A 24,225-nucleotide genomic window follows, 5' to 3' on the forward strand; every position below is an offset into this window, starting at 1 on the left:
ACGCCGGCCGGTCCTTCACACCCGATGCCGGCAAAACGCATGCTCATCAACCCGAAGGCGACAATGAACCTATGAGCCAGACACCGGGTGCTCAGGATCCAACCAGCCGCTGATCGCGGCGAGCCTCACCCTGACACTGAGGTGGAACCTAGCGGGCCGGCCCCACCCCGGCGCCGCGTGCCGGCTTCAGCGGCCAGCCGATGGAATGTCCTCGTGCGGCCGCCCCGCAGCCCGCGTGACGTGGCGACGTGGGTCAGTCGACGAGCGCCTCGGCGTAGGCACGGGTACGCCGGGCGGCGGCCCCCTCCTCGCGCTCCAGCGCCTCGGTGAGCAACGAGACCAGGGCCTCGAGCTGCACGTCGGAGCTGGCGCCGATCTCCTCGTCGGAGCCATCGAGCGCCCGCGCCGCGAGCCCGGCCTTGGAGTCGATCAGCTCGGCGATGCGGGTGTCGATGGTGTGCGCGGCGATGACGCGCCACGCGGTGACCGGGAGCTCCTGGCCGATGCGGTGGATGCGGTCGATCGCCTGGGTCTGCTCGGCGTCGGTCCACGACAGCTCGGCCAGCACCAGGTTGGAGGCCACCTGGAGGTTGAGACCCACGCCGGCGGCCATGAGCGAGCAGACGACGATCGAGACCTCCGGGTCGTTGACGAAGGCGTCGATCGCGGCCTCTCGGGCCTTGGGCGTCTGGTCGCCGCGGATGGAGGTGTACTTCAGGCCGCGCTCGGCGAAGAGGGCTTCGGCGGTGTCCATGACATCGACGTGCTTGGCGAAGAAGACGACCTTGCCGACGTTGCGCGCCAGCTGGGCGGCGTAGTCCGCGGCGAGCCCGGCCTTGGCCTGGCCGATGCGGCGGACCATGGAGAAGACGTTCTCCCCGTCCTTCTTGTTGGAGGAGTCCTCCAGCTCCCAGCCCGCGACCCGGCGGACCAGCTCGTGGTCGATGCCGTCGACGACGCGTCCGGAGACCCGGGTCTCCAGGGCCGTGTGGTACCTCGCGACCATCCGGCGGGCCAGCTCGGTCTCGGCGGCGCGGATGGAGCGGCCGACCGCGTCGTCGAGCTCGACCGGCAGGTCGGCCACGCGACGCGCCGGGATGTCGGCGGCGACGTCGACCTTGCGGCGCCGCACGATGCCCTGCTGGACGACGGCGTTGCGGGCGGCGGCGTAGAAGGAGGGGCCGTCGGCCGGGGTCAGCCCGGTCTCCTCCAGAGCCTCCATCAGCGGGCCGAGCGGCATGGTGTCGTCGATCCAGCCCAGGAACTGCCAGATCGCGCGGAAGTCCTCGATGTCGTTGATCAGCGGCGTGCCGGTCAGCGCCATCATCAGCGGTCGGGCGTAGCGGGCGCGGATGCGGTCGGCGAGGTGCAGGACGTGCTGGGAGCGCTGGGAGGTCTTGTTCTTGATGAAGTGCGCCTCGTCGACGACCATCCCCTTGAACCCGAAGTCGCCCAGCCAGCCCACGTGCCGGTCGAGGATCTCGTAGTTCACGACGACGATGTCGGCCCAGCCGTCGACGTCCCAGCCGTCGCCGTGGATGACCGTCGCGGTGCGCTGCGGCGTCCAGGTGCCGACCTCGCGAGCCCAGCTGGTCTTCACGACGTTGGGCACGACGACGAGCAGGGGGTAGGCGTCGGCGGCCTGCGCGGCCAGCAGCGCCTGGGCGGTCTTGCCGAGGCCGGGCTCGTCGGCCAGGAGGAAGGTGCGGTGGCCCTGGGCGGCGGCCTCGACCACCTGCGACTGGTGCTTCATCAGCTCGCGCCCGCCCGGGGCGACCAGCGAGCCGGGCTCGGGCAGCGGCATGCACGCAGCGTTGCCGCCGTACTCGAAGGAGCGGAAGAGCGGGCCGAGCAGCTCCCAGCCGGCGAGCCGGCGGGGGCGGGCCTTGAGGGCGGCGCCGGAGAAGTCGGGGGTGAGGAAGGGGTTGGCGAGGCGGCGGGAGACCACGCTCTGCGGGACGATCCGCTTCTCGACCGTGCCCTCGCCGTCGACCTCCTCCTCGGGCTCGGGCTCCTCGACCTCGAGGCCGGCCCGGCGCTGCATGTCGCGGCGCAGGTCCTCAGCGGCCTCGCCGATCTCGGCGTCCTCGGCCAGCAGGTGCAGCAGGGTCGTGTCGCGGGTGGCGGTCTTGGCGAGGATGGTGGCGATGCCGTCGAGGCGCTTGAGCTGCTCGGCGCGCTGGGAGTCCGAGACCTCGGTGTCGGCCTTGATCCGGGCCCGCTCCTCGCGGACGAGCAGGGCCACGACCTGGAACTTCGTGCGCGCGCTCGGCGGCACGGCGCCCCGCTGGGCCGAGCCCTCGACCTCGCGCACGGCGCGGGCCAGCACGGGGATGATCCCCTCGTTGTCGAGGTCGCGCACCCGTCGCTGGGGTCGCTGACCGTTGGTACGACGCTGGGCTCGTCGAGCCACTCGCTCCTCCTCCGTGGGCCCGGATGGCGAGGTGCGGCCGGGCTGGGTTCGGCTGTCCGGGACCGATCGCAGGTCCTCGGCGGGGCCGGTGTCCGCACCGGGTGTCCTCTCGCTGCCTCTGGTGCGCTGCTGGGCGCTGCCGGGAGCGGGGTGCCACGGTGGGGCGGACTCCTCGATCGTCTCACACGACCCGCGGCGCCGCGGCATCCCCCACGACTCGCGTCACAGGCACCCGCGTCCGCTGCCACGTGAGCGGGAACACCTCGCGCGGTCCCCGGTCCCCGGTCCCCTGTCGCTCCACCCTGCTGGGTGTGATTGGGCACCGCGTCGGCGACGCAGGCTTGTCGATGTCGCCGATCGCCGAATCACCACATCCGGGTGGTGCTTCCACCCGTAGGGGTGATGGCCGGATGACAGCCGCGGCCGGGGGCCGGAATCCTCCCCGGTCGCGGCCCCTGGGAGCAGGGGTCCGAGACCGCCGCGCCCGGACGGGACGAGCGTGCGCCGGGGGGCTCCCACGCCCGGCCCGTGGGCGCGTCCGGGATCCCGGCGCCGTCGGGGCGCGACCGGGCCGATGACGACACAGGGGCGCCGGACCTCGTGGCCCGACGCCCCTGCGGAGGAGCTGGTGCGGCTCAGGAGCCGGTGCTGCCCGCCCCGTGCGCGACCGCCTCGAGCAGCGCGTTGTTGAACGACGGGATGTCGTCGGGGTTGCGGCTGGTGATCAGGTTGCCGTCGGTGACGACCGGCTCGTCGACCCAGGTGCCGCCGGCGTTGCGGATGTCGGTCTGCAGGCTGGGCCAGGAGGTGAGGGTGCGGCCGTCGAGCACGCCGGCCTCGACGAGGGTCCAGGGCGCGTGGCAGATCGCCGCGACGGGCTTGCCCGAGGCGACGAAGTCGCGGATGAAGGCCACCGCGGCCTCGTCCATCCGCAGCGCGTCGGGGTTGGCGACCCCGCCGGGCAGCACGAGGGCGGCGTAGTCGTCGATCGAGGCGCTGCCGACCTCCTTGTCCACGGGTCGGGTCTCGGCCTTGTCGAGGTGCTCGAAGAGCTGGACCTCACCGGACTCCGGGGAGAGCAGCACCGCCTCGTGGCCGGCGTCGGTCACCGCCTGCCAGGGCTCCACCAGCTCGGCCTTCTCGATGCCTTCGGACGCAGTCAGGAATGCGATCGTGGTCATCCCTCGACGGTAAAGGGGCACCCGGATCCCACCACCGCCCTCAGGGGTGGCCACCCGTCCGGGTACGCACGCGTCGGCTGGGCAGCGGGTACGTGGCGCGCATGGCACACGACGCGCTGCTGCTCATCGACCTGCAGTCCGACTGGTTCTCCGACGCCGAGCTCGACCGCTGTCGCGAGGACCTCGTCGCGACGTGCAACCGGCTGGTCGTGGCCGCGCACCGCAGCGGCGTACCGGTGCTGGAGGTGCGCACCGTCCACGAGCCCGACCGGAGCACCTGGACGCTGACGATGCTCGAGGACGACCAGGGTGTCACCGTCCGGGGCACGCCCGGGGCCGAGCGGGTCGCTGGCCTCGAGCCCGGACCGGCGACCGTGGTCGAGAAGACCCGCGACAGCGTCTTCTTCGGCACCACGCTCGAGCAGGTCCTGCGCGCCCAGGACGTACGCCGGGTCGTGCTGTGCGGGGTGAGCACCGAGTCCTGCATCGCCGCCTCGGCGCGCGACGCCTTCGCCCGGGACCTCGCGGTCGTGCTCGTCTCGGACGCGACGGCGTCGGTCAGCTGGGAGGAGCACGACCACACGCTGGTCATGCTGCACGACCAGCACCGCCAGGAGGTGCTGACCGCCGACGAGGTGGTGGCCCGGTGGGCGGGCGCGACGCAGGGACCGGGACGGTGACGGTCTACCTCGCCTGGTCGCCGGAGCCCTTCGACCCCGGTCTGTCGGGCGTGGTCGACGGGCCGTGGCGCGAGGTCCTGCGGGCCGAGGACCACCTGCTGCTGGTCGACAGCGACGACACGCTCTCGCGCGTCTACCACCACCTGAAGTGGTCCTTCGAGGGCTCGCCGCCGCTGTTGGTGACCGCCTGCGACGGCGCTCCGAAGCTCAAGGGGCTGCCCGCCGGCACGACCACCTGGGTGCGGGCGAGGGCCGGGGCAGCGGGCGACCGGGCCTGAACAGCTCGGTCCGCGGACGGGGAGGACCGGGCCGCGCTGCTGGACCCGGCCCTCGTCCGTGGGGGTCAGGGGCTGGAGATGCCCGCGACCAGCTCGCCGACCTGCTGGGCCGGGAGCGCCCGCGCCACGTCGGCCTGGCTGAGGATGCCCACCAGGTCGTGGCCGTCGATGACCGGCAGCCGGCGTACGTCGTGCTCGAGCATGGTGCGCAGCGCCTCCGCGACGTCGTCGTCGGCGCCGATCGTGACCGGCTTGCCGTCGGCGTAGTCCGCCACGGTCATCTGCGTGGTGTCGTGGCCCTGCGCGACGCAGCGCAGCACGATGTCGCGGTCGGTGATCATCCCGGCGAGCCGGTCGTCCTCGCCGCAGATCGGCAGGGCTCCGACGCCGAGGTCGCGCATCTTCTGCGCCGCCTGCGACACCGTCTCGTCGGTGCGCGCGCACTCGGCGCCCGCGGTCATGAGGTCTCGTGCGGTCGTCATGTCTCTCCTCCTCGTGGATGGGTGACGGGCCCACGACTGGTAACCGCTGCTCCGACGCTCATGCCGCTCCATCGGGTGACCTGCCGGAGCGACCCGGTCAGCCGCGGCGGCGACGCAGGAGGGGTCGGGTCGCCGGCCCCTCCAGCACCTCGCCGTCCGGGCCGAACCGGGACCCGTGGAGGGGGCAGTCGTAGCTGCCCTCCAGGTCGTTCCAGCGCAGCGGCCCGCCGAGGTGGGTGCACACGGGCGCCACGGCGCACTCCCCCGAGACGGCACGCTGCGGCGTGCGCGTGCGGGGGTCGACAGCGCGGACGAGCGCCTCCGCCCCGCCGCGGACCACACCGGCCTGGACCGCCGCCAGGGCCGGTGCGTCGCGCCACCGCCAGGGTCGGTCGTAGAGCGGGTCGGCCCAACCGACGGGCTCGCCGGTGAGGGTGCCGCGCAGGGCCAGCGCGGCCGCGATGCCGCTGCTGATGCCCCACTTGTTGAAGCCGGTGGCGAGGTGGACGTCCGGGGACGCCCCGCCGAGGCTGCCGACGAGCGGGAGGTGGTCGGTGGTGCTGTAGTCCTGCGCCGACCAGCGACCCAGCTCACGGGCGCCACTCCAGTGCTCGTCGACCCAGGCACGGACCGCGTCGGCCTGTCCCGGCTCCCGGCCGTCGCGGGCCGTGGGGTGGCCCGAGCCGCCGGCCAGCAGCACCGGGCGTCCACCGATCCTCGCGCCGCGAAAGCTGCGGGAGGGGCCGCTGGCGGCCAGCGCCATCTCGACCGGCTCCTCCCCCACCTCGAAGGCCAGGAGGTAGCTGCGCTGGGCGGTCACCCGCGCGAAGTGCAGGCGCCGGTCGACGGTCGGTGCGCCCGTCGCGAGCACCACGTGCCGGGCGCTCACCTCGGTCGCTGCTCCCCCGTCGGTCGGGTGCAGCTGGACGCGCACCCGGTCCTTGCGCTGGCGCACGCGTCGCATCCGCCAGCCAGCGACCAGGTGCCCGCCGGCGGCGGTGTACGCCGCTGCCAGGCCGGTCACGAGGTCGACCGGGTCCAGCTGCAGCTGGTCGCGCAGCACGACGGCCCGGTCCGCTGGGACCGGCAGGTCCGGGTCCTCGACCAGCTCCACGGGCAGGCCCAGGTCGAGGGCGACCCGGTGCTCCCGCTCGACCGCCTCCACCCCGTCGGGGCCCTCGCCCCAGGTGAGCGCGGGCCGCTCCTGGAGCGCGAGCCCGAGGTCACCGGCCCGCCGGCGCAGCCACTCCTGTGCGGCGAGCGTGCTGCCGACGTACGCCTGGACCGACTCCCAGCGCGCGGAGCGGGCCGCGCTGGAGAGCAGCGTGCCCTGGAGCGCGGAGACCTTGCCCGTGGTGCGACCCGACGTGACCGCGCCCGTGTGCCGGGCCTCGACGACCAGCACCGAGAGCCCGGCTTCGGCCAGCAGCAGCGCGGTCGTCAGGCCGGTGAGTCCGGCCCCGACCACGACGACGTCGTGGTGCGCCGCGGTGAGGAGGTCCGCGCCGTGGCCCGGGCCGGAACCCGCCCCGGCACCACCACGCTGCTTCCACCAGATGCTCTCCGCCATGTCTTCTTCCCGTCCGCTGCGTGCGTGCTCGTGAGGTTCCTGGGCGCGTGTGCGCGGCTGGGTGGTGCCCCGCGCGGAGCCCGGCAGCCCCACCCCCTCGGCCGGTCCAGGGTCGGCGAGGTCACCCGAGCGAGTGCGCTTGACCGCCGTGGGGCGGGGAACCCCGTGGAGCATGAGCACCAACCGACGCGTCATCGACACCACGCCCGAACGGGTCTGGGACGTCCTCACCGACGGCTGGCTCTACCCGCTGTGGGTGGTCGGCGCCTCCCGGATGCGCGAGGTCGACCCCGGCTGGCCCGCCAGCGGGACCCGGCTGCACCACTCGGTCGGCACCTGGCCGCTGCTGCTCGACGACACCACGGAGTCCGTGGAGTGCCGGAGCGGGTCGCTGCTGCGCCTGCACGCCCGTGCCTGGCCCGCGGGCGAGGCGGAGGTCGAGATCACACTGGAGCCCGAGGGCGCCGGTACCCTGGTCACGATCCGCGAGGACGCGCGCACCGGTCCGGGCAAGCTCGTGCCCTCCCCGCTGCGCCAGCCGCCGCTGACCTGGCGCAACACCGAGACGTTGCGCCGGTTGGCCTTCGTGGCCGAGCGCCGCGCGGGCTGAGGCCCGTCCCGCGAGCACCCCTGTCGGGGGTCAGGGGGGTCGCGGCCGCCGCGCAGGGGGTGTTGCGGCGGCCGCGACCGTTCGTGGGGGCCGGAGTCAGTCCGGCCGGCGCGCGGCCTCCTCGGCGTCCTTGACCACCTGGGCCGCGACGTCGGCCAGCCGCTCGTTGCGCGTGCTGGAGTAGCGCTGCAGCACCGCGAACGCCCCGGCGGTCGTGAGCCGGTGCCGCTCCATCAGCACCCCCTGGGCGACACCGATCTGGTGCCGGGTCCCGAGCGCGCTCTCCAGGCCGGTGATCACCTTGGCGGCGTCCAGGGCGGCGGCCGCATGCGTGGCGTAGAGCAGCGCGACGTCGTAAGCCGGTCCCGACCAGGCTCCCGCCTCGGCGCCGAGCAGCGTGATCACCGCCTGGGTGCGGTCGCCGGAGACCATGGGCAGGGCGAGCACCGAGGCGACCCCCTGCTGCACGGCCAGGTCGCGCCACTGCGTCCACCGCCGCTCCTCGCCGAGGTCGAGACCGACCACCGGCTCGGCCGAGGCGAAGGCGTCGATCGTGGGGCCGTCGCCACCGCTGAGCTGGTGCTCCTCGAGCCGCTCGGCCACGGGGGAGGTGGCGCCCGCGGGGACCAGGCGGCCGCGCCGACCGCGGACGGTGAGGGTGGCGTGCTCGCACCCGTCGACGACCTCGACCGCGAGCGCGCAGATGCGGCTGGCGGTCTGGGACTCGTCGCGCTCGGCGGCGAGGTCGTGGGAGACCTGGGCGAGCAGGGACGCGAGATCCTCGCGCGACATTCGGGACCACCTAGGAGAAAGGCTCTGCAGCTGCGCCCGTCTTCTCCAGGCAGGGCGCATCATGCCCTGCCGCACCGAACGTGCGCACATCACGACACGCCTCGGACCGTGTCGGGACGGAACCCGTCGCCCCACCCGGTCGTCCGGCCCGATCGCCGGGCCGATCGTCGGGCCGATCGTCGGGGCGGGGCGTGCCGGTGTCGACGGCACCTCGCTCCGCCTGCAGGTGCTGCGGTGGGCCGGTAGGAGTGGATCCGTAGGAGTGGATCCGTGCGACGTGGGTACCAGCAGTCCACCCCCACCAGAGGAGGCCAGCACCATGCCCCGCAGCACCACCCCCCCTGCCCCGGCGACCCGGGTCGCCGCCACCCCTGCCGGCACCGTCGGCGCCGGCCCCACCGAGCCCCCGACCGCAGGACCAGGCACCGTCCTGGTCTCGCTGCCCGAGTGGCAGAGCCCTCTTTCCGTGGGGCTCGTCGCCCTGCTCTCCGACCAGCCCGGCGTGCACCTGGTGCCGAGCGCCACCATCGGCAGCGCCCCGCAGCGCGGCGTGCTGCTGCACGACGCGGGCGCCCCGCCTGCGTCGTACGCCGCCGCGGTGACCGCCGCCCGCGCCGCCGGCTGGACCTGCCTGGCGCTCGCGTGGCCCGAGGAGCAGCGTCGCCTGCTCAAGACCCCCGCCGCCGGTCCCGACCCCGACGGCTGGCTGCCCAAGAGCGCCGACGGGCCGATGCTGGCCGCGGCCATCCGGCACGCGTTCCGCAAGCCCGCGCCCGAGGTGAGCGGCCCCGGCACGGGCGCCCGCGGGTCCGCGGCCCAGAGCCTGAGCCAGCGCGAGCGGCAGATGCTCGTGCTCATCGCCGCCGGGCTGAGCAACGACGAGATCGCGGCGCGCTGCTACCTCAGCATCAACTCGGTCAAGACCTTCGTGCGTGCGGCCTACCGCAAGATCGGCGTCGAGCGTCGCGTCGACGCCGCCATGTGGGTGGCCGAGCACCTGGAGACCAGCGAAGTCCCCGCGCTGCCGGACGACGAGGTCGCGATCGATCCCGGCAGCCGGCTGGCCGCGGTCTGACCGCTCGCCCACCCGACCTCCCACCACCGGGTCGCGGCCCGGCTGACCGACCGCCCCCCCTCGGCAGCCGGGCCGTCCCGTGCCCGGACCAGGTGACGGCTCCTAGCGGGCCATCTCCTCGGGGATGCCGACCACCTCGACGATGCGGGCAGCCACCTGCCGCAGCGGCAGGTTGTGGTCGTTGGAGAGCCGGCGCAGCACCTCGAAGGCCTGGTCGGTGCGCAGAGCGTAGCGGGCCATGAGGATGCCCTGCGCGACCCCGATCTGGTGCCGGGAGTCCACGGCGGTCCGCAGGCCCTCGACCAGCTTGGCCTGGCTCAGCGCCGAGGCCGCGAGGCTCGCGTAGACCTCGGCGACGTTGACGGCGTCGTCGTCGAAGGCGTGCGGGTCCGCGGCGTACAGGTTGATCGCCCCGATCTCCTCCCGCTCGGTGTGCAGGCGGATGGAGAGCACGGACCGGAAGCCGATCTCGACGGCCCGCGGCGACCAGCGCGACCAGCGGCTGTCCGCCGCGAGGTCGTGGCTGCGGAAGCTGCCCGCTCCCTCGGCCGACTCCAGGCAGGGTCCTTCGTCGAGGTCGTACTGCGCGTGGTCGGCCTGCGACACCTGCTCCGAGGTCGAGGCCGCCGTGCCGAGGACCCCCCGTCGCCCACGCAGCGTCAGTCCGCACCCGTCGGCCTTGGGGATGACCTCGAGCGCCCGCTGGACGACCAGGTCGGTGGTCAGCCCGGCGTTGCCGTCGGGCAGCAGGTGCTGGGAGACCTCCGCCAGCCAGGCGGCGAGACCGGTGTCGGCGGCTGGGGCCTCCAGGTGCGCGGCGGCGTCGTCAGGGGTGGCGAGGGAGTCGGTGGTCATCGTGCGGCACCTCCGGCCGAGTCGGGGGATGGCGTGCGCCGGGACCCTCGGAGCTCGTCGGCGGCCGCGGACGGCTCCCCGTCGCGGGCGAGCCGCGACGGGGCCAAGCGTTCGATGATCCGGGCTGGGACAGCCTCCACCAGACATATCACCCTTTCGGTCACCCTCTCACCTAGCCGGGAGCCACGTCGACGCCTACGGTGGAGGGATCTAGGGAGCTGCAGAACAGCCGGTTCCCTGCGCAGCCACCTTTTCAGCGTGGCACCACCCAGGAGCCGCCCCATGGCGATCCATCTCCCGCCCTCTCCGGTTCTGCCCGTCGCGGCAGACGACGAGCACACCCCCGACCCCACCCGCCCGTTCCTGCCCGTGCCCGGCGACGCCGAGCCCGCGACGCGCCCCGCGCGGGCCGGCCACCCGGGCGACGACGCCCGACGACGTACGACGACCGCGCTCGTCGCGTTCGCCCACGGGCTCCCGGCCGACCGGCCGGCCCGTCAGCTGGTGCTCACCAGCGTCGTGCGGCTCAACACCGGCGTGGCCGAGGCCGTCGCCGCGCGCTACCGCCGTCGTGGTGTCGACGGCGACGACCTGACCCAGGCCGCCTACGAGGGCCTGGTCAAGGCCGTGAGGCGCTTCGACCCGACCAAGGCCGAGGACCTGCTGAGCTTCGCCGTGCCCACGATCCGCGGGGAGGTGCAGCGGCACTTCCGCGACCGCTCGTGGTCGGTGCGTCCGCCCCGGGCACTGCAGGAGCTCGAGGCCCGCGCCCGCAAGGAGTCCGACCGGCTCCTGCAGCTGCTCGGGCGCGAGCCCACCCTCGAGGAGCTCGCCGAGGCCCTGGCCGTCACGGTGGCCGAGTGCGCCCAGGCGCTCAACGTGCACCACGCGTGGAGCGCCCTCTCCCTCGACAAGCCGCTCGACGGCGGCGACGGCAAGACCGGCCCGACCCTGGTCGGCCGGTTGAGCGAGGACGCCGGGTTCGACCGGATCGACGACCTGCTCTCCCTGCGCCCGGCGCTGGCCAGCCTCGGCGAGCGGGACCGGCTCGTGGTGCAGCTGCGCTTCGTCGAGGAGCTCACCCAGGGCCAGATCGCCGAGCGGCTCGGGGTCACGCAGACCCACGTGTCACGGCTGCTGCACCGGATCCTGCGGCGCCTGCGCGACCAGCTGGACGGACCCGCACTGCGGGGACGGACCGGCCCCGGACACGCCGCCTGAGACGCCGAGCGGGCAGGACTGTCGCGAAGACCTGCCCGCTCGTCACCAGGGCAGTCGGGTCGGGCGGGCAGGACCGTGCGAGGACCTGCCCGCTCGACCGTCCGGCAGGAGCGCCGGCGCGGCATCACCCTCCGAGGTGGGTGCCGCGACCGGCCCAGCGGGAACCCTCCCGGCATGCCTGAGCACCCGCACGATGACGTACCCGCTCCCGAGCACACGCGCCCCGACGGCGTCAGCGACGCCACCGTCGAGGCGATCGGGCGGCTGAGCAAGGCCCTGGACCTCTGCGAGGAGTCCCGGGGTCACCTCTACGCCTTCCACCGCCGCACCGGCGACACCGAGCGCTGCTTGCGCGAGGCCGTGGACCTCTTCCGCGAGGCCGGCCACAACGAGCTGGCGCAGCGCCTGGACGACGAGCTGGTCGGCCGCAACGTCATCGCCGGCCGGTGGACCTTCCAGATCGTCGAGGACTACGACGACCACTACTACTCGGCCTTCACCGGGCTCGAGCGCGAGGTGCGCGAGCAGCTCGTGCAGGGTCGCCGCCACGTGCACGAGGCGGAGATGAAGGAGTCCCACCGCACCCAGGGCCGCCGCCACCACGAGGCCCGCCCCGACCTGGCCCCCAGCCCGGAAGGAGCGTCGTCGTGAACGACCGCACCAAGGCGATCGTCGCCATCGTCGTCGGGTTCTTCGTGATCGGCCTGGCGATCATGCTCGTCGTCGGGCTCGTCTCCGGCGACGACGTGGACCGCGAGGAGAATCCCGTCATCGGTGGCCTCGCTGCCGGTTCCGCGCCTGCCGCCCTGCTCTGACCTTCCCCGCCGCAACCGTCATCTCCTCGGGCCGACGCATCGTTCCGGGCAGCTCGTACGGGACGATGCGCCGGTCCGGCGTCCGGCGGTTGCTCAGCGCAGGAGCACCAGGACCCCGCCGAGGCAGGGGCGGACCTCGTCGACGGTGAGCCCGTGGGCTGCGGCAGCGTCGGCGACGGCGCCGGTCGCCTGCTCGCCGGTGCCGAGCTGGAGCACCAGCGCCCCGCCGGGCAGCAGCACCCGGGCAGCGGTGCGCACGCAGGCCACCGCGAGGTCGGTGCCGTCGGGGCCGCCGTCGATGGCGCCCGGCGGGTCCTCGGGGAAGCGGTCGACCCCGGCCGACGGCACCCACGGCGGGTCGGCGATCACCAGCGCGTAGCGGGTCGGCTCCTCGGCCACCTGCTCGATCGTGGCCGTCCGGGCGTGCACCTGCTGGCCGATGCCGTTGCGTGCGGCGTTGTCGGCGGCGTACGCCGTCGCGACGGGCTCGCGGTCGACGCAGACGAGCTCGCGGCGGGTGCCGGCGACGGCCAGCAGGCCGATGTGCCCGGCCCCGCTGCACAGCTCCAGCACCGGTCCCGGGGGCAGGGTCGTCAGCAGACGGGCCGCCCAGCGGGACTGCTCGGCGGTCCAGGGCCGCGGCTCGAGGATGCGCGGGTCCCACGCGATCTCGAGCCGGCCGACGAAGGCGGTGCGCCGGTCACCGGGATCGACGTCGAGGAGGTCGTGGCTGCCCCCTGCCGGATTCGGGACGGAGGGGAGGACGGTCTGGTCAGCGGTCGCGGTGGGGGCCGAGGTCTGCATCTGCCCAGTCCATCCCGGGTGCCGTCGCCGCGACTTCGATCATGCGGGTGAGTCCGATGTCGAGCAGACGTGAGCCGCGCCCCACCGGGGGTCTGGACCAGGCTGCGCCCGCGCCGCGATCCGCCCCTCCCGGGCTCGCGCCGCCCTAGCCTGCCGACATGACCCGTGCGCGTGCACGGCGGCTCGGCGCCGGCTCCCTCCTCCGCTCCACACACCGCTCCACGACCCGCACCACGACTCGCACCGCGCGACTGTCCTCCGCACGCCCACTGGCAGCACTCGCCCTGCTCGCGCTCCTCGCCACCCCGGCCCTGGCCGGCTGCGGGTCCGGCGGCGACAGCGGCGGGGGCGGGGCGCAGGCCCCGGCCGCCGACGTGGAGCAGCCCGGCGAGACCTGGACGGTGCTCATCTACTCGATGGCCGACACCGACCTCGAGCCCTTCATGGTCACCGACATCAACGAGGCCGGCGAGGTCGGCTCGACCGACGAGCTGAAGGTGCGCGCCTTCGTCGACCGCAACGTCGGGTACGGCGAGGAGCCGCTGCTCGACCAGGGCGACTGGGTGGGCGGGCGGGTGCTGGACCTCACCGAGCCGGGCCGCACCGAGCTGGTGGTCGACCTGGGTGACGTGAACTCCGCCGACCCCGCGACGCTGGCCGACTTCATCGCCCAGGGCATCGCGGACCACCCCGCCGACAAGTACGCCCTGATCATCTCCGACCACGGTGCCGGGTGGCCGGGCATCGGACCCGACGAGGGCTCCGACTACGACGTGCTGGACCTCATCGACATCGGCGACGGGATCAGCGCCGGCCTCGAGGAGGCCGGCGTGGACAAGCTGGACCTGCTCGGCTTCGACGCCTGCCTCATGGCCAGCTACGAGGTCGCCAGCGCGATGGCGCCCGTGGCCCGGCGGATGGTCGCCTCCCAGGAGCTCGAGCCCGGCCACGGCTGGGACTACCGCAGCCTCTCGGTGCTGGCCGAGGACCCGACCACCGACACCGAGACCTTCGGTTCGGCCATCCTCGACGGCTTCGAGCAGCAGGCGATCGAGTCCGGCACGGAGGCCGACATCACCCTCTCGATGATCGACCTGACCCGGATGCCGGCGCTCGACGAGGCGGTCGAGGCCTTCAGCGACGAGCTCGGCCAGACCCCGGAGGTCGCGCCGGCCGTGGGCCGTGCGGAGAGCACGGTGCTGGCCTTCGGCAAGAGCCCCGACCCGATGCAGGACAGCAACCACTCCGACCTCGGCCTGCTGGTCGAGGCCATCGGCGCGGACGCCGAGGAGGTCTCGGCCCCGGCCGAGGCGATCACCACCGCCCTCGACGACGTGGTCGTCGACGCGGTGAACGGACCCGCGACCGCGGCCGCGACCGGGTTGTCGGTCTACCTCCCGCCCTCGGCGGACCTCGCCGACCCGGCGTACCAGGAGGTGGCCGAGGCGGACCCCTGGGAGGAGCTGCTCCTGGAGTACTACGAGGCCGGGGACGCGATCCCCGAGGACGAGCTGCCGGAGTTCGACGTCGCCGGCAGCGGACCCACGCTGAACTTCGCCGAGGACGGCACGCTGGAGCTGAAGGCGAGCTTCGCCGACGCCGCGCTCGGCAACCTCACCGACGCCACCATCTCCTACGGGCTGGTCAACGGCGACGGGTCGATCACCTACCTCGGCGAGGAGATCGCCGACGTCGACCCCGACACCGCCGAGGTCTACGGCACCTACGACCTGACGGTGCTGGTCCTCGACGACCAGGTCGACACCGCCTACGGCTACCTCGCCCTGGACCTCAGCGACGACCTGGCCTACGGCTACCTCGACATCCCGCTGACCTACTACCCCTCCTACGACCCGGAGACGCCGCAGGAGGCCCTGCTCTCCGCGGTGCTCGACGTGGAGGGCGGCGGCTTCGTCAGCGAGACGCTCTACGGCTACGACCCCGACAGCCAGGGGTACGGCGAGCTCCCGCCCGACCCCGAGGGCATCATCGTGCCCGACGTGCTGACCTACACCGCCGACGGCGAGGGGATCTGGGAGCCGACGACCGACGTCGGGCTCTACGCCGACATCCCGAACCTGCTCTACGACTTCGAGCCGCTGGAGTCCGGCACCGAGATCTGGGTCGAGCTGACCGCCACCGACTACGGCGGGAACTCCGCGACCACCGGCACGCAGGTCACCGTGCCTTAGCCGGGCTCGCTCCCGGAGGGCGGAGCCACCGGAAAGGTCGGTGCGGCGAGCGTGCCGGGTCCGTGAGGATCACGCGCATGGCCTCCCGCACCGCGAACTTCTGCATCGACTCCGCCGACCCGCTGGCCCAGGTGAGGTGGTGGGCCCAGGTGCTGGAGGACTTCCGCCTCCCCGACGTCGAGCTCGGTCCGGACGACGACGAGTGCTGGCTGGTCGGCCCCGGGGGCCGGGAGATCATCTTCATCCGGGTGCCGGAGCCCAAGACGGTCAAGAACCGCATGCACATGTGCCTGCGCCCCACCGACCGGTCCCGCGACAAGGAGGTCGAGCGCGTCCTCGGCCTCGGCGCCTCGCTCGTCGACGACCTGCGCAAGGGTGACAAGGGCTGGGCCGTGCTCGCCGACCCCGAGGGCAACGAGTTCTGCGTGCTCACGCCTGCCGCGCCCGCGGACTGAGCCGACTACCGACACCCTCCTGGCCTGGTGACCAGGTGCAACCCACCAGCTACCCGCTGACCGGCGCACGACGCGGCATCAGCGGATGCTCGTCACAAGGCGTACCGAAGTCGTCGGGACCGCCGCGCCGAGCGCGTGGCCAGGCGGGCGGGCGTGCGGGCGGGCGTCAGTTGAGCACTTCGGTCCGTTCTTTGACGACGTCCTGGGCGATGACCCCCCGCGCACCTGATCGCGGCATGACCGGGCTGCGGCAAAGATTGTCCACAGGCTGCTTGTCGGCGTACGGGGTTTCGAGACGGCGCTGGCGCGCCTCCTCAACCGCCGAACCCACGGCGCTGGCGCGCCTCCTCAACCGCCGAACCCGGACCGGCCCTGGAGAAGCGGGGTCAGTAGTCCTCGAGCGGCCGTTCGGAGCCGCTGCGCCGGGGGCGCGGGACGGCGCGGGGGCCGGCGTCGCGGCGTACGAGCTTGTGCGAGCCGTCGCACCACGGCGCGCTGCCGGTGGCGCCGCAGCGGCAGACCGCGACGACCGGCCGCTCGGAGTGGTGCTTGACGCCGTCCTCGTCCTCGACGGTGACCGGGCCCGGCAGCAGGATCGGGCCGTCGGCGCACAGCATGACCTCGCGCTCGTCGGTCGCTCGTCCGGTCCGGCTGCTCATGCGACCGCCGACTCCTGCTCGGCACCGACGTGGGCGAGCACGGCGGTGGCGGTGGCCTGCTCGGCGAGCAGGCAGACCGCGCCGCCCCACAGCACGTCGGGAAGCGTGTCGGGGTCGTGCGCGACCAGCGAGCCGAGCATCCGGCGCACGGCCAGCTGCTCGTGCACCGCGTCGGCCACCATGTGCTCGCGGTAGTAGTCGACCATCTCCTCCGGCGCACCCACGCGCTCCAGCCCGCGCGCGACCCGGCGCGACGGCACCGCGCTGGTCACCTCGAAGGCCGCCAGGTGACCCAGCGCCGCCGGCACCAGCCGCCGGTGCAGCCCCAGCATCGACATCAGGTTGACCTGCTCCAGCACCTCGGGCAGCGCCTGGTCGACGTACGCCGCGTAGCCGCCGTCGAGGCCGCACGCCTCCACCCCCCGCCGCCACATGCGGGCGTGCAGGCGCGTGGGGTCGCCGTTGCCGTACTCGTCGGCGGCGATCGCCACCAGGTGCGCCTTGGTCTCGTCGTCGAGCCGGGGCAGGGTCCACATCGAGGGGTCCTGCTCGCGCACGTGGTAGATCGAGCGCTGCCGCAGCACCGCCAGCGCCTGGTCGAGGTCGGCCTCGCGCTGCAGGAACGAGGCGATCGACCCACCGCCTGTGTCGGTCTCGCAGAGGTCGAAGAAGACGGGGGCGAGCTCCTCGCCCGCCTCGCACCGCTGCTGCGCGGGCGTGACCACCGCACGGGCGCGGCGGCGCCAGCGCGCCTCGAGGTCGTGCTCGAGGTGGGCCCGACACACGAGCAGCGCGGGATCCCACTCCAGGGCGTCGTCGACGCCCTCGAAGCCCCGGTGGTGCAGCTCGTAGAGGATCCACAGCGAGAGCGCCTCGTCCGCGGCGGAGTCCGGCTCCAGGCAGCGCGTCACGCCGCGGCCGCCCAGGGCGGCGACGAGGGCCTCGGACAGCTCCCCGCGTGGCGTCGGCAGCGGCGGGGCGCCCCTCACGAGGCGTCCTCCCAGGCGTGCCACTCCCCGCGGCAGTCGGTGAAACCGGCGGGGCGCGCGGACGTGGTGGCATCGGGAGTGGTGCGAGGTGCAGGCGCGATCAGCCGCGCGACGGCGATGCGGGGCGAGCTGTCACGCCGGTGACGCCCGGCGGTCGTGCGGAGGGAGGTGCGCTCGAGTGCGTGCTCGAGGCGGTCCAGCAGGCGGGTCATGCTCGACGAGGTGCCCCGGTTCGCTCGGGGCAGTCCCACCCCGAGGGATGACCGGCACCCGGCTGTGGCAGCTCCACCCCGATGAGTGAGGCCGCCCGCGACTGGACACCCGTCCGGGCGAGTCTGGTCCGCCCGCCACTGGGCACCGTCCGTCTGGCACCGGCAGCCCGCCGGAGAACTCACGCAGCCGATCCCGCGGGCAGCCGGTGCCGATGCGTGCCGGGGCGTCCTTCCCTCACGAGGTCTCGAGGCTCGTCGCCGGCGCACCTCGCACCTCGACCACCGACGGGTGCGCCGTCAGAGGACCGGGCGACCGCCGGTGACGGCGACCCGGGCACCGGAGACGTAGCTGGCCTCGTCGGAGGCGAGCAGGACGTACACCGGCGCCAGCTCGACGGGCTCCCCGGCCCGGCCAAGCGGGGTGTTCGCCCCGAACTCCGCGACCATCTCGGCCGGCATCGTCGAGGGGATCAGCGGCGTCCACACCGGTCCGGGCGCCACGCTGTTGACCCGGATCCCGCGCTCGCCCCACAGCTGGGCCAGGCTCGCGCAGAGGTTGGCGATCGCGGCCTTCGTGGCGGCGTACGGCGCCAGGGTGGGGTTGGGGCTGTCGGAGTTCACCGACGAGCTGCCGATCACCGAGGCCCCCGGGCGCAGGTGCGGCTCGGCGGCCTTGCAGAGGTGGAACATCGCCGAGAGGTTCGTGCCGATCGTGCGGTCCCACTCCTCGTCCGGCACGTCCTGGAGGGACTCGCGCGTCATCTGGTACGCCGCGTTGACCACCAGCACGTCCAGGGCGCCGAGCTCCTCGACGCAGCGGCGCACCAGCTCGCGGCAGTGCGCGGGGTCGGACACGTCGCCGGGGGCCAGCACGACGCGGCGACCGGCCGCCTCGACGTACCGCGCGACGTCCTCGGCGTCCTCGTGCTCGTCGAGGTAGGAGACGAGCACGTCGGCGCCCTCGCGGGCGTAGGCGATCGCGACCGCGCGGCCGATGCCGCTGTCACCGCCGGTGATGAGGGCGACCTTGCCGGCCAGCCGGTCGTGGCCGCGGTAGGACGACTCGCCGCAGTCGGGCCGGGGGTCCATGCGCGACTGGAGCCCCGGCGGGTCCTGGGTCTGCGGCGGGCGCAGCGCCTCCTCGCTCATGACTGGACCCCGGAGCCGTCAGCAGCCGTGGCGGCGGCACCGAGGGCGTCGAGCCGCTCCTGCATGCTCGCCGCCACCTTGTCGCCGAGGATCTTCAGCCCCGGCGGGAGCAGCGGCTCGGCGAGCTTGGCCGCGCCGTGGGCGCGGAACTCGGCGCGGTAGGTCACCCGGGTCCCGCCCTCGGGCAGCCGCTCGAAGGTGATGGTGTCGTGCAGGTCCATCGACTTCCCGGCGTCGCCGCGGAGCTCGAAGCGCTCCAGCGGCTCCACGGCGGTGACGACGTAGTCGACCTCGCTCTGCGAACCGAGGAAGGAGGACACGTTGTGGTATGTCGTGCCGACCCCGCCGTCACCCGAGGTCCGCTCGGTGCTCACGGTCGGCGGGTCCCACTCCTCCGTGGTGCGGAAGTCGGTGAGGTAGTCCCACACCGTGTGGATGTCGGTCGTGGTGGTGAGCGTGCGCTCGACGTGGGCCATGGGCACGGTTCCTCTCTCGCGACGTGACCCTGGGCGGGCCGGTGTGCTCAGACCGGTGCCCGGGTGACGGCCTCCCAGCCCTCACCCACCCGGCGGACCAGCCCGAGCGCCTCGAACGCCTCGAACCAGCCGCGCGCCGGCCACTCACCCCAGCGGCCGTGGAAGGTCCGGGCGTTGCGCAGCAGGGCGCCGAGGTGCTCGACCGGCGGGTCACTGACCGGGTGGTGCTGGTGGTAGGCCCGGGCGTCGCCGGTCCATCCCAGACCGAGCCCCCGGGCCACCACGGTGCGCCCCAGGTCGGTGTCCTCGCAGCCGTAGCCGACGTACTCCTCGTGGTAGCCGCCGAGCTCGCGCCACGCGGACGCGGAGACGGCGTACGACAGGGACCAGAAGAGGTCCGGGTCGCCGCCCGCGGAGCGCTCACCGGCGGCGGGAGCGGGGCGCGCCGGGTGGGGCGCGTCGAGCGCGACCATCGCCTCCGCGTCGAGCGGCAGGACCCCGGCGGGCAGGTAGGTGACCGGCCCCGACCAGACGGTGCGGGGGTCGGCGCGGACGGCGTCGGCGTACCCCGTGACCAGGTGGGGTCCGGCGAGGCAGTCGACGTCGAGCCCGACGAGCACGTCGCAGCCCTCGGCGGCGGCCCGGGCCATGCCGGTGTTGCGGGCCCGCGCCAGCGGGAGGCCACGTCCGTCGCTGTCGACGGTGACGACCAGCGTCGGCAACGGCTCCTCGGCGACCACCCGGGCCAGGTCGGGGTCGTCCATGGCGACCACCAGGTGCAGGTCGGGAGGACGTGCGCCGGCGGCGAGCGAGCGCCGCTGCCGACGCAGGTGCTCGTGCCGACCGTGGGCCGTCGTCACCACGGCGACCCGGGGCGCGCCGCTCATCCGACGTCCCGCAACAGGCCCGCGAACCGGCCGGCCGCGCCACCGTCGACCCAGCGGCTCCAGCCCGCGCCGTCCCGGCCGGCGGTGCGCTCGAGCAGGTCGGGCCAGCCCTCCTCGGGCAGTGCGGGCAGCACCGTGACCGGCCAGTCGCCCGCGGCGAGCGCGGCCGCGGAGGTCAGCTGCTCCTCGTGTGGCCTGGCCTGGGGCACCACCACGGCGGGGCGGCGGGCGGCTGCGACCTCGGCGAGGGCGTTCTGCCCGGCGTGGGTGACCACCACCGCGGAGCGCTCGAGCAGGCCGGCCACGTCGTCGTGCCAGCGCCCGGGGCCGGCGACCTCCCAGCTCCACGTCGGGGTGGAGACGCGGGCGCGGGACAGGAGGTCCTCGAGGGCCTCGGGGGCGAGGTCGTGGCCACCGGCACCGCCGAGGAACGTGACGGTCCGGGCGTGCGGTGACCGCTGTGCGACGGGGTGCCGCGAGAGCGCGCCGACCGCGTGGACGCGCTCGTGGACCTCCGTGGGCAGGCCCGGCAGCATCGCGACGGTCGCCTCCTCCGGCCAGGCGCCGACCAGGACGTCGGAGACGTCGAGCGCCAACCGGTGCGCGGCGTCGTCGCGCCGGCCGGGCAGCACGACCCCGACGACGGGGACGCCGTGCAGGCGCACCAGGAGGGTCACCTCGACCGAGACGTCCACGACCACCGCGCGCGGCCGGGCCGCGTCCAACCACGTGGAGAGCTGGTGGGAGCGCCGCGCGAGGCCCGGGTGGTGCGGCGGCACCCAGTGCAGCCTCCCCCTTGCGGTCGGGTCCCCCGCTGTCGACGGCGGGTCGTCGGGCGCGAGGTGCACCCAGTCCCCCGCCCAGCCGTCGGGACGCGGCAACGACGACAGCCCGGTCACGGGTTCCTCCAGCTCCCGGGCGACAGCGAGGGCACGGTGCAGGTGGCCACGGCCGTGGTGGTGCACGTACCAACCCAGGCCGCCGGTCCGGCTCACGCGGCGCGCTCCTGGGGCACCAGCCCGGCGTAGACCGCCTCGTACTCGCGGACCATCCGCTCGGCCGACAGCGACCGCTCGGCGTGGGCGCGCACCTCGCCGCGGTCGCAGCGGGACGCGACCTCGATCGCGCCGGCCAGCGCCGCCACGTCGTCGGCGGGCGCCAGCGCCCCGGTGCCCGGCACGACGACCTCGCGCAGCGCACCCCGGTCGAAGGCCGCGACCGGTGTGCCGCAGGCCATCGCCTCGGCCGCGACGAGGCCGTAGGGCTCCTCCCACACCGGCGTCACCAGCGCCACGCTGGCCCGGGCGAGCAGGCCGGCCAGCGAAGCGTGGTCGAGGTGCCCGAGCAGCCGGGCGTCCGGACCCAGCCGGGGGGCCAGCTCCTCGGCGACGTACGTCGCATCCTGCACCGGTCCGGCCAGCACGATCTCCCGTCCGGCGGCCCGCGCAGCTTCGACGGCCAGGTGCGGCGCCTTCTCCGGCACCAACCGGCCGGTCCAGACGACCGGGCCGCCCCCCGGGCCCGGTCGCCAGGCGTGCACGTCGACACCGTTGAGCACCGGCGTCGCCGTGAGGGTGCCCGACCAGGCGTCGGCCGTCGCGCGGCTGACCGCGGTCCACGACGAGGCTCCGGGGGCCACCGCTGCCGCGGACTCGATCCACGGCAGCGGCGGCGTGTGGAGGGTGGTCAGGACGGGGACCGGGACGGCACCCGCCATGGCCACCGGCAGGTGGTGGAGGCTGTGGTTGTGCACGACGTCGAAGCGCTCGGCACCGTCGCGGGCCAGCCCCAGCATCAGGTCGAGGTACGCGTGGTGCTCGCTCATCCATTCCAGCGACGGGGCGTTGACGTCCCGCATCGACATGGGTGTCGGCACGAACGGGTCCGGCCGCAGGTGCCGGACCGGCAGGTGCGGGTCGCAGCCGGCCGCGAAGAGCGTCACGTCGTGACCACGCGCGGCGAGCAACCGGGCCAGCTGGTGGGTCAACGACTCCAGTCCGCCGGCGAAGGGCTCCCGCACGGGGTAGCGGCTGGAGGCGACGAGGCAGACGCGCACCGGCCTCAGCCGGCCTGTCGGGCGGCGATCGCGGCGGCGTACACCTCGTCGTGGACGTCGGCGACGAGCGAGCGCTGGGCCCGGCGCTCGTCGATGGTCGCCCCCAGCACCGGGCGCTCCAGGACGGCCGTGCGCACGGCGTCGGCGAGGGAGCCGGGGTCCAGCCCGTCCTCGTCGTGGCCGTAGGTGAGCACCGGGCCCTGCTCGGCGAAGTACCCGCACGTGGGCGCCACGACCGTGGTCCCGAGGTCCCGGCAGGCCTCCAACCAGCCGGAGTGCGTGCCGAAGCGGTAGGGCAGCACCGAGACGTCCAGCGAGCCGAGGTAGGCGAAGAAGGCGTCGTCGCCGAGGAAGTCGTGGACGCGCAGGTCGATCCGGCCCGCGGCGGACTCGGCCCGCAGCAGGGCGGCGAGGTCGGCGTCGTGGTGCGCACCGTCGGCGTCGAGCAGCTCGCGGTGCCCGTTGACCTGCAGCACGGCGCCCGGCAGCTCCGCGACCGTGCGGGCGAGCACCGGCAGCACCGCGGCGGGGTCCATCGACGCGCGCAGGCTCTTCACGTGCAGGCCGACGCGCACGTCCCCGACCCGGCGACGGGCCCGGCAGTCCTGGGCCACGGCCATCGTGCGGAACGGCACGACGTGCGGGTGCGGCACCACGGTCGCCTCCCGACCCCACCGCCGGCGGACCTCGGCAGCCGCACCCGGGGTGAGCGTCAGCAAGGCGTCGGCGGCCGGGACGAGCACGTCGAGCTGCGCGTCGTGGGTCGAGCGGTCCTCGTGGTGGGGGTTGCGCAGGTCGTGGACGGTCAGCACGAGCGGTATGCCGCGGCCGTGAAGGGTCCGCACGACCTCGCGCAGCGTCTCGGGCTCGCACCCGTCGAAGCCGAAGTGCACGTGCATGAGGTCGATGTCGGCCTCGCGGACCCACGCCGGGTCCAGCATCACCGGCGGCCACCACGCCGCGCCGGCGTACCGGTTCGCGCCCGGCGGCTCGGGGTCGGGCAGGCGGTGTGGGGCCGGGCCGACCTCCCGCGAGAGGTGGCGGACGTAGACGTGGCCGGCGGGCACCGAGGCGATCCGGAGCGGCTCGGCAGCGGTGCGGCGGGGCGCCGGGACGCGGAGCCCCGCGGGCGGGTCGGTGGGGTGCGCGGGGGTCGCGGCGGGGGTGGGCGTCGACACGCAGTGGAGGTGCCCCGGGCCCGGACCCGCAGCCCTCGCCTCTTGGGGTGGTGGTCGAGGATGGCGCCCGTGACCACATCGAGCACCGACCGGTCCCCCGTCCCGACCCTGGCCGACACCCTCGCCCTCGAGCACGGCCCGGCGTGGCGCAACCGCTTCGCGCTGGCCCCGCTGACCAACACCCAGAGCAACCCCGACGGCACGCTCACCAACGACGAGCACGAGTGGCTGGCCGCGCGCGGGCGCGGCGGCTTCGGCCTGGTGATGACCGCGGCGGCGTACGCCGCCCCGGCCGGCCAGGCGTGGGGCGGCCAGCTGGGCATCGCCTCCGAGGCGCACCTGCCCGGTCTGGCCCGGCTCGCCGAGGCGCTGCGGGCCAGCGGCGCGACGTCCTCGGTGCAGCTGCACCACGGCGGCCAGCGGGCCGACGCCGCGCTGCACGGCGGGCCCAACCAGTGCCCCTGGGACGCCCCGGAGAAGGACGCGGTCGCGATGACGACCGACGACGTGCACCGGATGGTCGAGGACTTCGTGGCCGCGGCCGTGCTCGCCGAGCGCGCCGGCTTCGACGGGGTCCAGCTGCACGGCGCCCACGGCTACCTGCTGGGCCAGTTCCTCGACGGCCGGCACAACCACCGCGCCGACGGGTACGGCGGGTCGCTGGCCGACCGGCAACGAGCCCTCACCGAGGTGCTCGAGGGCGTGCGCGCGGCGACCGGGCCCGACTTCCAGCTGGGGCTGCGGCTGACCCCCGAGGGCTTCGGCATCCCGCTCGAGGAGGGCGTCGAGACCACGCGGACCCTCCTGGCCTCGGGGCTGCTGGACCACCTCGACCTGTCCCTGTGGGACGTGCGGATGCGCCCGCGCGGCGGTGCCGACGGCCTGTTGATCGAGCACTTCACCGACCTGCCGCGCGGCGCGACCCGGCTCGGAGTGGCCGGCGGCGTGGTCTCCACCGAGGACGCCCAGTGGTGCCTGGAGCAGGGCGCGGACTTCGTGACCGTCGGGGTCGGCGCGATCCTGCACCACGACTTCGCGACCCGTGCCCTGGCCGACCCGGCCTTCCGGGTCCGCGAGCGTCCGGTCACCCGCGACGAGCTGCGCGCGGAGTCGGTGGGCGAGCGGTTCCTGGACTACCTCGCCGCGGGCTGGGACGACCTGGTCGCCTGAGCCACGGTCACGGCCGCTCCGACGCA

At 74.5% G+C, this 24,225-nt stretch carries 26 protein-coding genes; 10 read left to right on the top strand and 16 right to left on the bottom strand.

Features of this window, described 5'->3' with window-relative positions; translation table 11 throughout:
* Nucleotides 1-253: 253 nt before the first annotated feature.
* Both Q1V71_RS12895 and Q1V71_RS12900 read right to left on the bottom strand, forming a co-directional pair.
* Nucleotides 254-2,413, bottom strand: a complete 2,160-nt coding sequence (locus tag Q1V71_RS12895; protein WP_300644224.1) for a DEAD/DEAH box helicase — start codon at nucleotides 2,411-2,413, stop codon at nucleotides 254-256.
* A gap of 635 nt (nucleotides 2,414-3,048) precedes the next feature.
* On the bottom strand, nucleotides 3,049-3,594 hold the full coding sequence (locus tag Q1V71_RS12900) for a type 1 glutamine amidotransferase domain-containing protein (protein WP_300644225.1): 546 nt from the start codon (nucleotides 3,592-3,594) through the stop codon (nucleotides 3,049-3,051).
* Nucleotides 3,595-3,695: 101 nt separating this feature from the next.
* Between Q1V71_RS12900 and Q1V71_RS12905 the strand changes: the two genes are divergently transcribed.
* The gene (locus Q1V71_RS12905) at nucleotides 3,696-4,274 is read left to right on the top strand and encodes a cysteine hydrolase family protein (protein WP_300644226.1); all 579 of its coding nucleotides are present in this window, start codon (nucleotides 3,696-3,698) and stop codon (nucleotides 4,272-4,274) included.
* Nucleotides 4,271-4,552 (top strand): hypothetical protein, encoded by a 282-nt coding sequence (locus Q1V71_RS12910; protein WP_300644227.1) that lies wholly within the window; start codon nucleotides 4,271-4,273, stop codon nucleotides 4,550-4,552. The genes Q1V71_RS12905 and Q1V71_RS12910 overlap by 4 nt, the downstream gene beginning before the upstream one ends.
* 65 nt (nucleotides 4,553-4,617) lie before the next feature.
* Here the strand turns inward: Q1V71_RS12910 and Q1V71_RS12915 are convergent, their stop codons facing one another.
* Complete coding sequence (locus Q1V71_RS12915; protein WP_300644228.1) at nucleotides 4,618-5,034, bottom strand: CBS domain-containing protein; 417 nt, start codon at nucleotides 5,032-5,034, stop codon at nucleotides 4,618-4,620.
* Nucleotides 5,035-5,131: 97 nt separating this feature from the next.
* Complete coding sequence (locus Q1V71_RS12920; protein ID WP_300644229.1) at nucleotides 5,132-6,604, bottom strand: FAD-dependent oxidoreductase; 1,473 nt, start codon at nucleotides 6,602-6,604, stop codon at nucleotides 5,132-5,134.
* A gap of 172 nt (nucleotides 6,605-6,776) precedes the next feature.
* Between Q1V71_RS12920 and Q1V71_RS12925 the strand changes: the two genes are divergently transcribed.
* Complete coding sequence (locus tag Q1V71_RS12925; protein WP_300644230.1) at nucleotides 6,777-7,214, top strand: SRPBCC family protein; 438 nt, start codon at nucleotides 6,777-6,779, stop codon at nucleotides 7,212-7,214.
* Nucleotides 7,215-7,310: 96 nt separating this feature from the next.
* Here the strand turns inward: Q1V71_RS12925 and Q1V71_RS12930 are convergent, their stop codons facing one another.
* Nucleotides 7,311-8,006, bottom strand: a complete 696-nt coding sequence (locus Q1V71_RS12930; RefSeq protein ID WP_300644231.1) for a GAF and ANTAR domain-containing protein — start codon at nucleotides 8,004-8,006, stop codon at nucleotides 7,311-7,313.
* 319 nt (nucleotides 8,007-8,325) lie between these two features.
* On the opposite strand from Q1V71_RS12930, the gene Q1V71_RS12935 reads away from it, so the two are divergent.
* Nucleotides 8,326-9,081: a LuxR C-terminal-related transcriptional regulator gene (locus Q1V71_RS12935; RefSeq protein ID WP_300644232.1), complete on the top strand. Its 756-nt coding sequence runs from the start codon at nucleotides 8,326-8,328 to the stop codon at nucleotides 9,079-9,081.
* Between the two features lie 102 nt (nucleotides 9,082-9,183).
* Here the strand turns inward: Q1V71_RS12935 and Q1V71_RS12940 are convergent, their stop codons facing one another.
* Entirely contained in the window at nucleotides 9,184-9,936 is a 753-nt protein-coding gene (locus tag Q1V71_RS12940; protein WP_300644233.1) for a GAF and ANTAR domain-containing protein, read from the bottom strand.
* Nucleotides 9,937-10,218: 282 nt separating this feature from the next.
* Between Q1V71_RS12940 and Q1V71_RS12945 the strand changes: the two genes are divergently transcribed.
* From Q1V71_RS12945 to Q1V71_RS12955, 3 genes are all read left to right on the top strand, one after another.
* Nucleotides 10,219-11,157: a sigma-70 family RNA polymerase sigma factor gene (locus Q1V71_RS12945; RefSeq protein ID WP_300644234.1), complete on the top strand. Its 939-nt coding sequence runs from the start codon at nucleotides 10,219-10,221 to the stop codon at nucleotides 11,155-11,157.
* A 174-nt stretch (nucleotides 11,158-11,331) separates the two neighbouring features.
* The gene (locus Q1V71_RS12950) at nucleotides 11,332-11,808 is read left to right on the top strand and encodes a hypothetical protein (RefSeq protein WP_300644235.1); all 477 of its coding nucleotides are present in this window, start codon (nucleotides 11,332-11,334) and stop codon (nucleotides 11,806-11,808) included.
* Nucleotides 11,805-11,972: a hypothetical protein gene (locus Q1V71_RS12955; RefSeq protein WP_300644236.1), complete on the top strand. Its 168-nt coding sequence runs from the start codon at nucleotides 11,805-11,807 to the stop codon at nucleotides 11,970-11,972. Before Q1V71_RS12950 ends, Q1V71_RS12955 begins: the two co-directional genes overlap by 4 nt.
* A 93-nt stretch (nucleotides 11,973-12,065) precedes the next feature.
* On the opposite strand, the gene Q1V71_RS12960 is transcribed toward Q1V71_RS12955, so the two are convergent.
* Complete coding sequence (locus tag Q1V71_RS12960; protein WP_300644237.1) at nucleotides 12,066-12,776, bottom strand: methyltransferase; 711 nt, start codon at nucleotides 12,774-12,776, stop codon at nucleotides 12,066-12,068.
* Nucleotides 12,777-12,934: 158 nt separating this feature from the next.
* Here Q1V71_RS12960 and Q1V71_RS12965 point away from each other — a divergent pair, with 158 nt between their 5' ends.
* Nucleotides 12,935-14,968, top strand: coding sequence for a clostripain-related cysteine peptidase (locus Q1V71_RS12965; RefSeq protein WP_300644238.1), 2,034 nt, complete (start codon nucleotides 12,935-12,937; stop codon nucleotides 14,966-14,968).
* 77 nt (nucleotides 14,969-15,045) lie between these two features.
* On the top strand, nucleotides 15,046-15,423 hold the full coding sequence (locus tag Q1V71_RS12970; RefSeq protein ID WP_300644239.1) for a VOC family protein: 378 nt from the start codon (nucleotides 15,046-15,048) through the stop codon (nucleotides 15,421-15,423).
* Between the two features lie 386 nt (nucleotides 15,424-15,809).
* On the opposite strand, the gene Q1V71_RS12975 is transcribed toward Q1V71_RS12970, so the two are convergent.
* The 9 genes from Q1V71_RS12975 to Q1V71_RS13015 all read right to left on the bottom strand — a co-directional run bounded on the left by Q1V71_RS12975 (nucleotide 15,810) and on the right by Q1V71_RS13015 (nucleotide 23,029).
* On the bottom strand, nucleotides 15,810-16,082 hold the full coding sequence (locus Q1V71_RS12975; RefSeq protein ID WP_300644240.1) for a CDGSH iron-sulfur domain-containing protein: 273 nt from the start codon (nucleotides 16,080-16,082) through the stop codon (nucleotides 15,810-15,812).
* Nucleotides 16,079-17,071 carry an iron-containing redox enzyme family protein gene (locus Q1V71_RS12980; RefSeq protein ID WP_300644241.1) on the bottom strand — a complete coding sequence of 331 codons (993 nt, stop codon included), beginning with the start codon at nucleotides 17,069-17,071 and terminating at the stop codon, nucleotides 16,079-16,081. Before Q1V71_RS12980 ends, Q1V71_RS12975 begins: the two co-directional genes overlap by 4 nt.
* Nucleotides 17,068-17,283 carry a hypothetical protein gene (locus Q1V71_RS12985; protein ID WP_300644242.1) on the bottom strand — a complete coding sequence of 72 codons (216 nt, stop codon included), beginning with the start codon at nucleotides 17,281-17,283 and terminating at the stop codon, nucleotides 17,068-17,070. The genes Q1V71_RS12980 and Q1V71_RS12985 overlap by 4 nt, the downstream gene beginning before the upstream one ends.
* A 297-nt stretch (nucleotides 17,284-17,580) precedes the next feature.
* Nucleotides 17,581-18,432, bottom strand: coding sequence for an SDR family oxidoreductase (locus Q1V71_RS12990; protein ID WP_300644243.1), 852 nt, complete (start codon nucleotides 18,430-18,432; stop codon nucleotides 17,581-17,583).
* A complete protein-coding gene (locus Q1V71_RS12995) occupies nucleotides 18,429-18,908 on the bottom strand; it encodes an SRPBCC family protein (protein ID WP_300644244.1) in 480 nt (159 codons plus the stop codon). Before Q1V71_RS12995 ends, Q1V71_RS12990 begins: the two co-directional genes overlap by 4 nt.
* Before the next feature lie 47 nt (nucleotides 18,909-18,955).
* Nucleotides 18,956-19,795: a glycosyltransferase family 2 protein gene (locus tag Q1V71_RS13000; protein WP_300644245.1), complete on the bottom strand. Its 840-nt coding sequence runs from the start codon at nucleotides 19,793-19,795 to the stop codon at nucleotides 18,956-18,958.
* Complete coding sequence (locus Q1V71_RS13005; protein ID WP_300644246.1) at nucleotides 19,792-20,790, bottom strand: glycosyltransferase; 999 nt, start codon at nucleotides 20,788-20,790, stop codon at nucleotides 19,792-19,794. Before Q1V71_RS13005 ends, Q1V71_RS13000 begins: the two co-directional genes overlap by 4 nt.
* The gene (locus Q1V71_RS13010; protein WP_300644247.1) at nucleotides 20,787-21,851 is read right to left on the bottom strand and encodes a glycosyltransferase; all 1,065 of its coding nucleotides are present in this window, start codon (nucleotides 21,849-21,851) and stop codon (nucleotides 20,787-20,789) included. The genes Q1V71_RS13005 and Q1V71_RS13010 overlap by 4 nt, the downstream gene beginning before the upstream one ends.
* Before the next feature lie 5 nt (nucleotides 21,852-21,856).
* Complete coding sequence (locus Q1V71_RS13015) at nucleotides 21,857-23,029, bottom strand: glycosyltransferase family 1 protein (protein WP_300644248.1); 1,173 nt, start codon at nucleotides 23,027-23,029, stop codon at nucleotides 21,857-21,859.
* A 69-nt stretch (nucleotides 23,030-23,098) separates the two neighbouring features.
* On the opposite strand from Q1V71_RS13015, the gene Q1V71_RS13020 reads away from it, so the two are divergent.
* Entirely contained in the window at nucleotides 23,099-24,199 is a 1,101-nt protein-coding gene (locus tag Q1V71_RS13020) for an NADH:flavin oxidoreductase (RefSeq protein ID WP_300644249.1), read from the top strand.
* Nucleotides 24,200-24,225: the final 26 nt, after the last annotated feature.

This window comes from Nocardioides sp. (assembly GCF_030149505.1).
GTDB lineage: Bacteria > Actinomycetota > Actinomycetes > Propionibacteriales > Nocardioidaceae > Nocardioides.

Excerpts from the sequence above, each read along its gene's own strand:
- Q1V71_RS12900 (WP_300644225.1), bottom strand. The coding sequence starts at position 3,594 with ATGACCACGATCGCATTCCTGACTGCGTCCGAAGGCATCGAGAAGGCC.
- Q1V71_RS12905 (WP_300644226.1), top strand. The coding sequence starts at position 3,696 with ATGGCACACGACGCGCTGCTGCTCATCGACCTGCAGTCCGACTGGTTC.
- Q1V71_RS12915 (WP_300644228.1), bottom strand. The coding sequence starts at position 5,034 with ATGACGACCGCACGAGACCTCATGACCGCGGGCGCCGAGTGCGCGCGC.
- Q1V71_RS12920 (WP_300644229.1), bottom strand. The coding sequence starts at position 6,604 with ATGGCGGAGAGCATCTGGTGGAAGCAGCGTGGTGGTGCCGGGGCGGGT.
- Q1V71_RS12925 (WP_300644230.1), top strand. The coding sequence starts at position 6,777 with ATGAGCACCAACCGACGCGTCATCGACACCACGCCCGAACGGGTCTGG.
- Q1V71_RS12930 (WP_300644231.1), bottom strand. The coding sequence starts at position 8,006 with ATGTCGCGCGAGGATCTCGCGTCCCTGCTCGCCCAGGTCTCCCACGAC.
- Q1V71_RS12935 (WP_300644232.1), top strand. The coding sequence starts at position 8,326 with ATGCCCCGCAGCACCACCCCCCCTGCCCCGGCGACCCGGGTCGCCGCC.
- Q1V71_RS12940 (WP_300644233.1), bottom strand. The coding sequence starts at position 9,936 with ATGACCACCGACTCCCTCGCCACCCCTGACGACGCCGCCGCGCACCTG.
- Q1V71_RS12945 (WP_300644234.1), top strand. The coding sequence starts at position 10,219 with ATGGCGATCCATCTCCCGCCCTCTCCGGTTCTGCCCGTCGCGGCAGAC.
- Q1V71_RS12950 (WP_300644235.1), top strand. The coding sequence starts at position 11,332 with ATGCCTGAGCACCCGCACGATGACGTACCCGCTCCCGAGCACACGCGC.
- Q1V71_RS12960 (WP_300644237.1), bottom strand. The coding sequence starts at position 12,776 with ATGCAGACCTCGGCCCCCACCGCGACCGCTGACCAGACCGTCCTCCCC.
- Q1V71_RS12965 (WP_300644238.1), top strand. The coding sequence starts at position 12,935 with ATGACCCGTGCGCGTGCACGGCGGCTCGGCGCCGGCTCCCTCCTCCGC.
- Q1V71_RS12970 (WP_300644239.1), top strand. The coding sequence starts at position 15,046 with ATGGCCTCCCGCACCGCGAACTTCTGCATCGACTCCGCCGACCCGCTG.
- Q1V71_RS12975 (WP_300644240.1), bottom strand. The coding sequence starts at position 16,082 with ATGAGCAGCCGGACCGGACGAGCGACCGACGAGCGCGAGGTCATGCTG.
- Q1V71_RS12985 (WP_300644242.1), bottom strand. The coding sequence starts at position 17,283 with ATGACCCGCCTGCTGGACCGCCTCGAGCACGCACTCGAGCGCACCTCC.
- Q1V71_RS12990 (WP_300644243.1), bottom strand. The coding sequence starts at position 18,432 with ATGAGCGAGGAGGCGCTGCGCCCGCCGCAGACCCAGGACCCGCCGGGG.
- Q1V71_RS12995 (WP_300644244.1), bottom strand. The coding sequence starts at position 18,908 with ATGGCCCACGTCGAGCGCACGCTCACCACCACGACCGACATCCACACG.
- Q1V71_RS13000 (WP_300644245.1), bottom strand. The coding sequence starts at position 19,795 with ATGAGCGGCGCGCCCCGGGTCGCCGTGGTGACGACGGCCCACGGTCGG.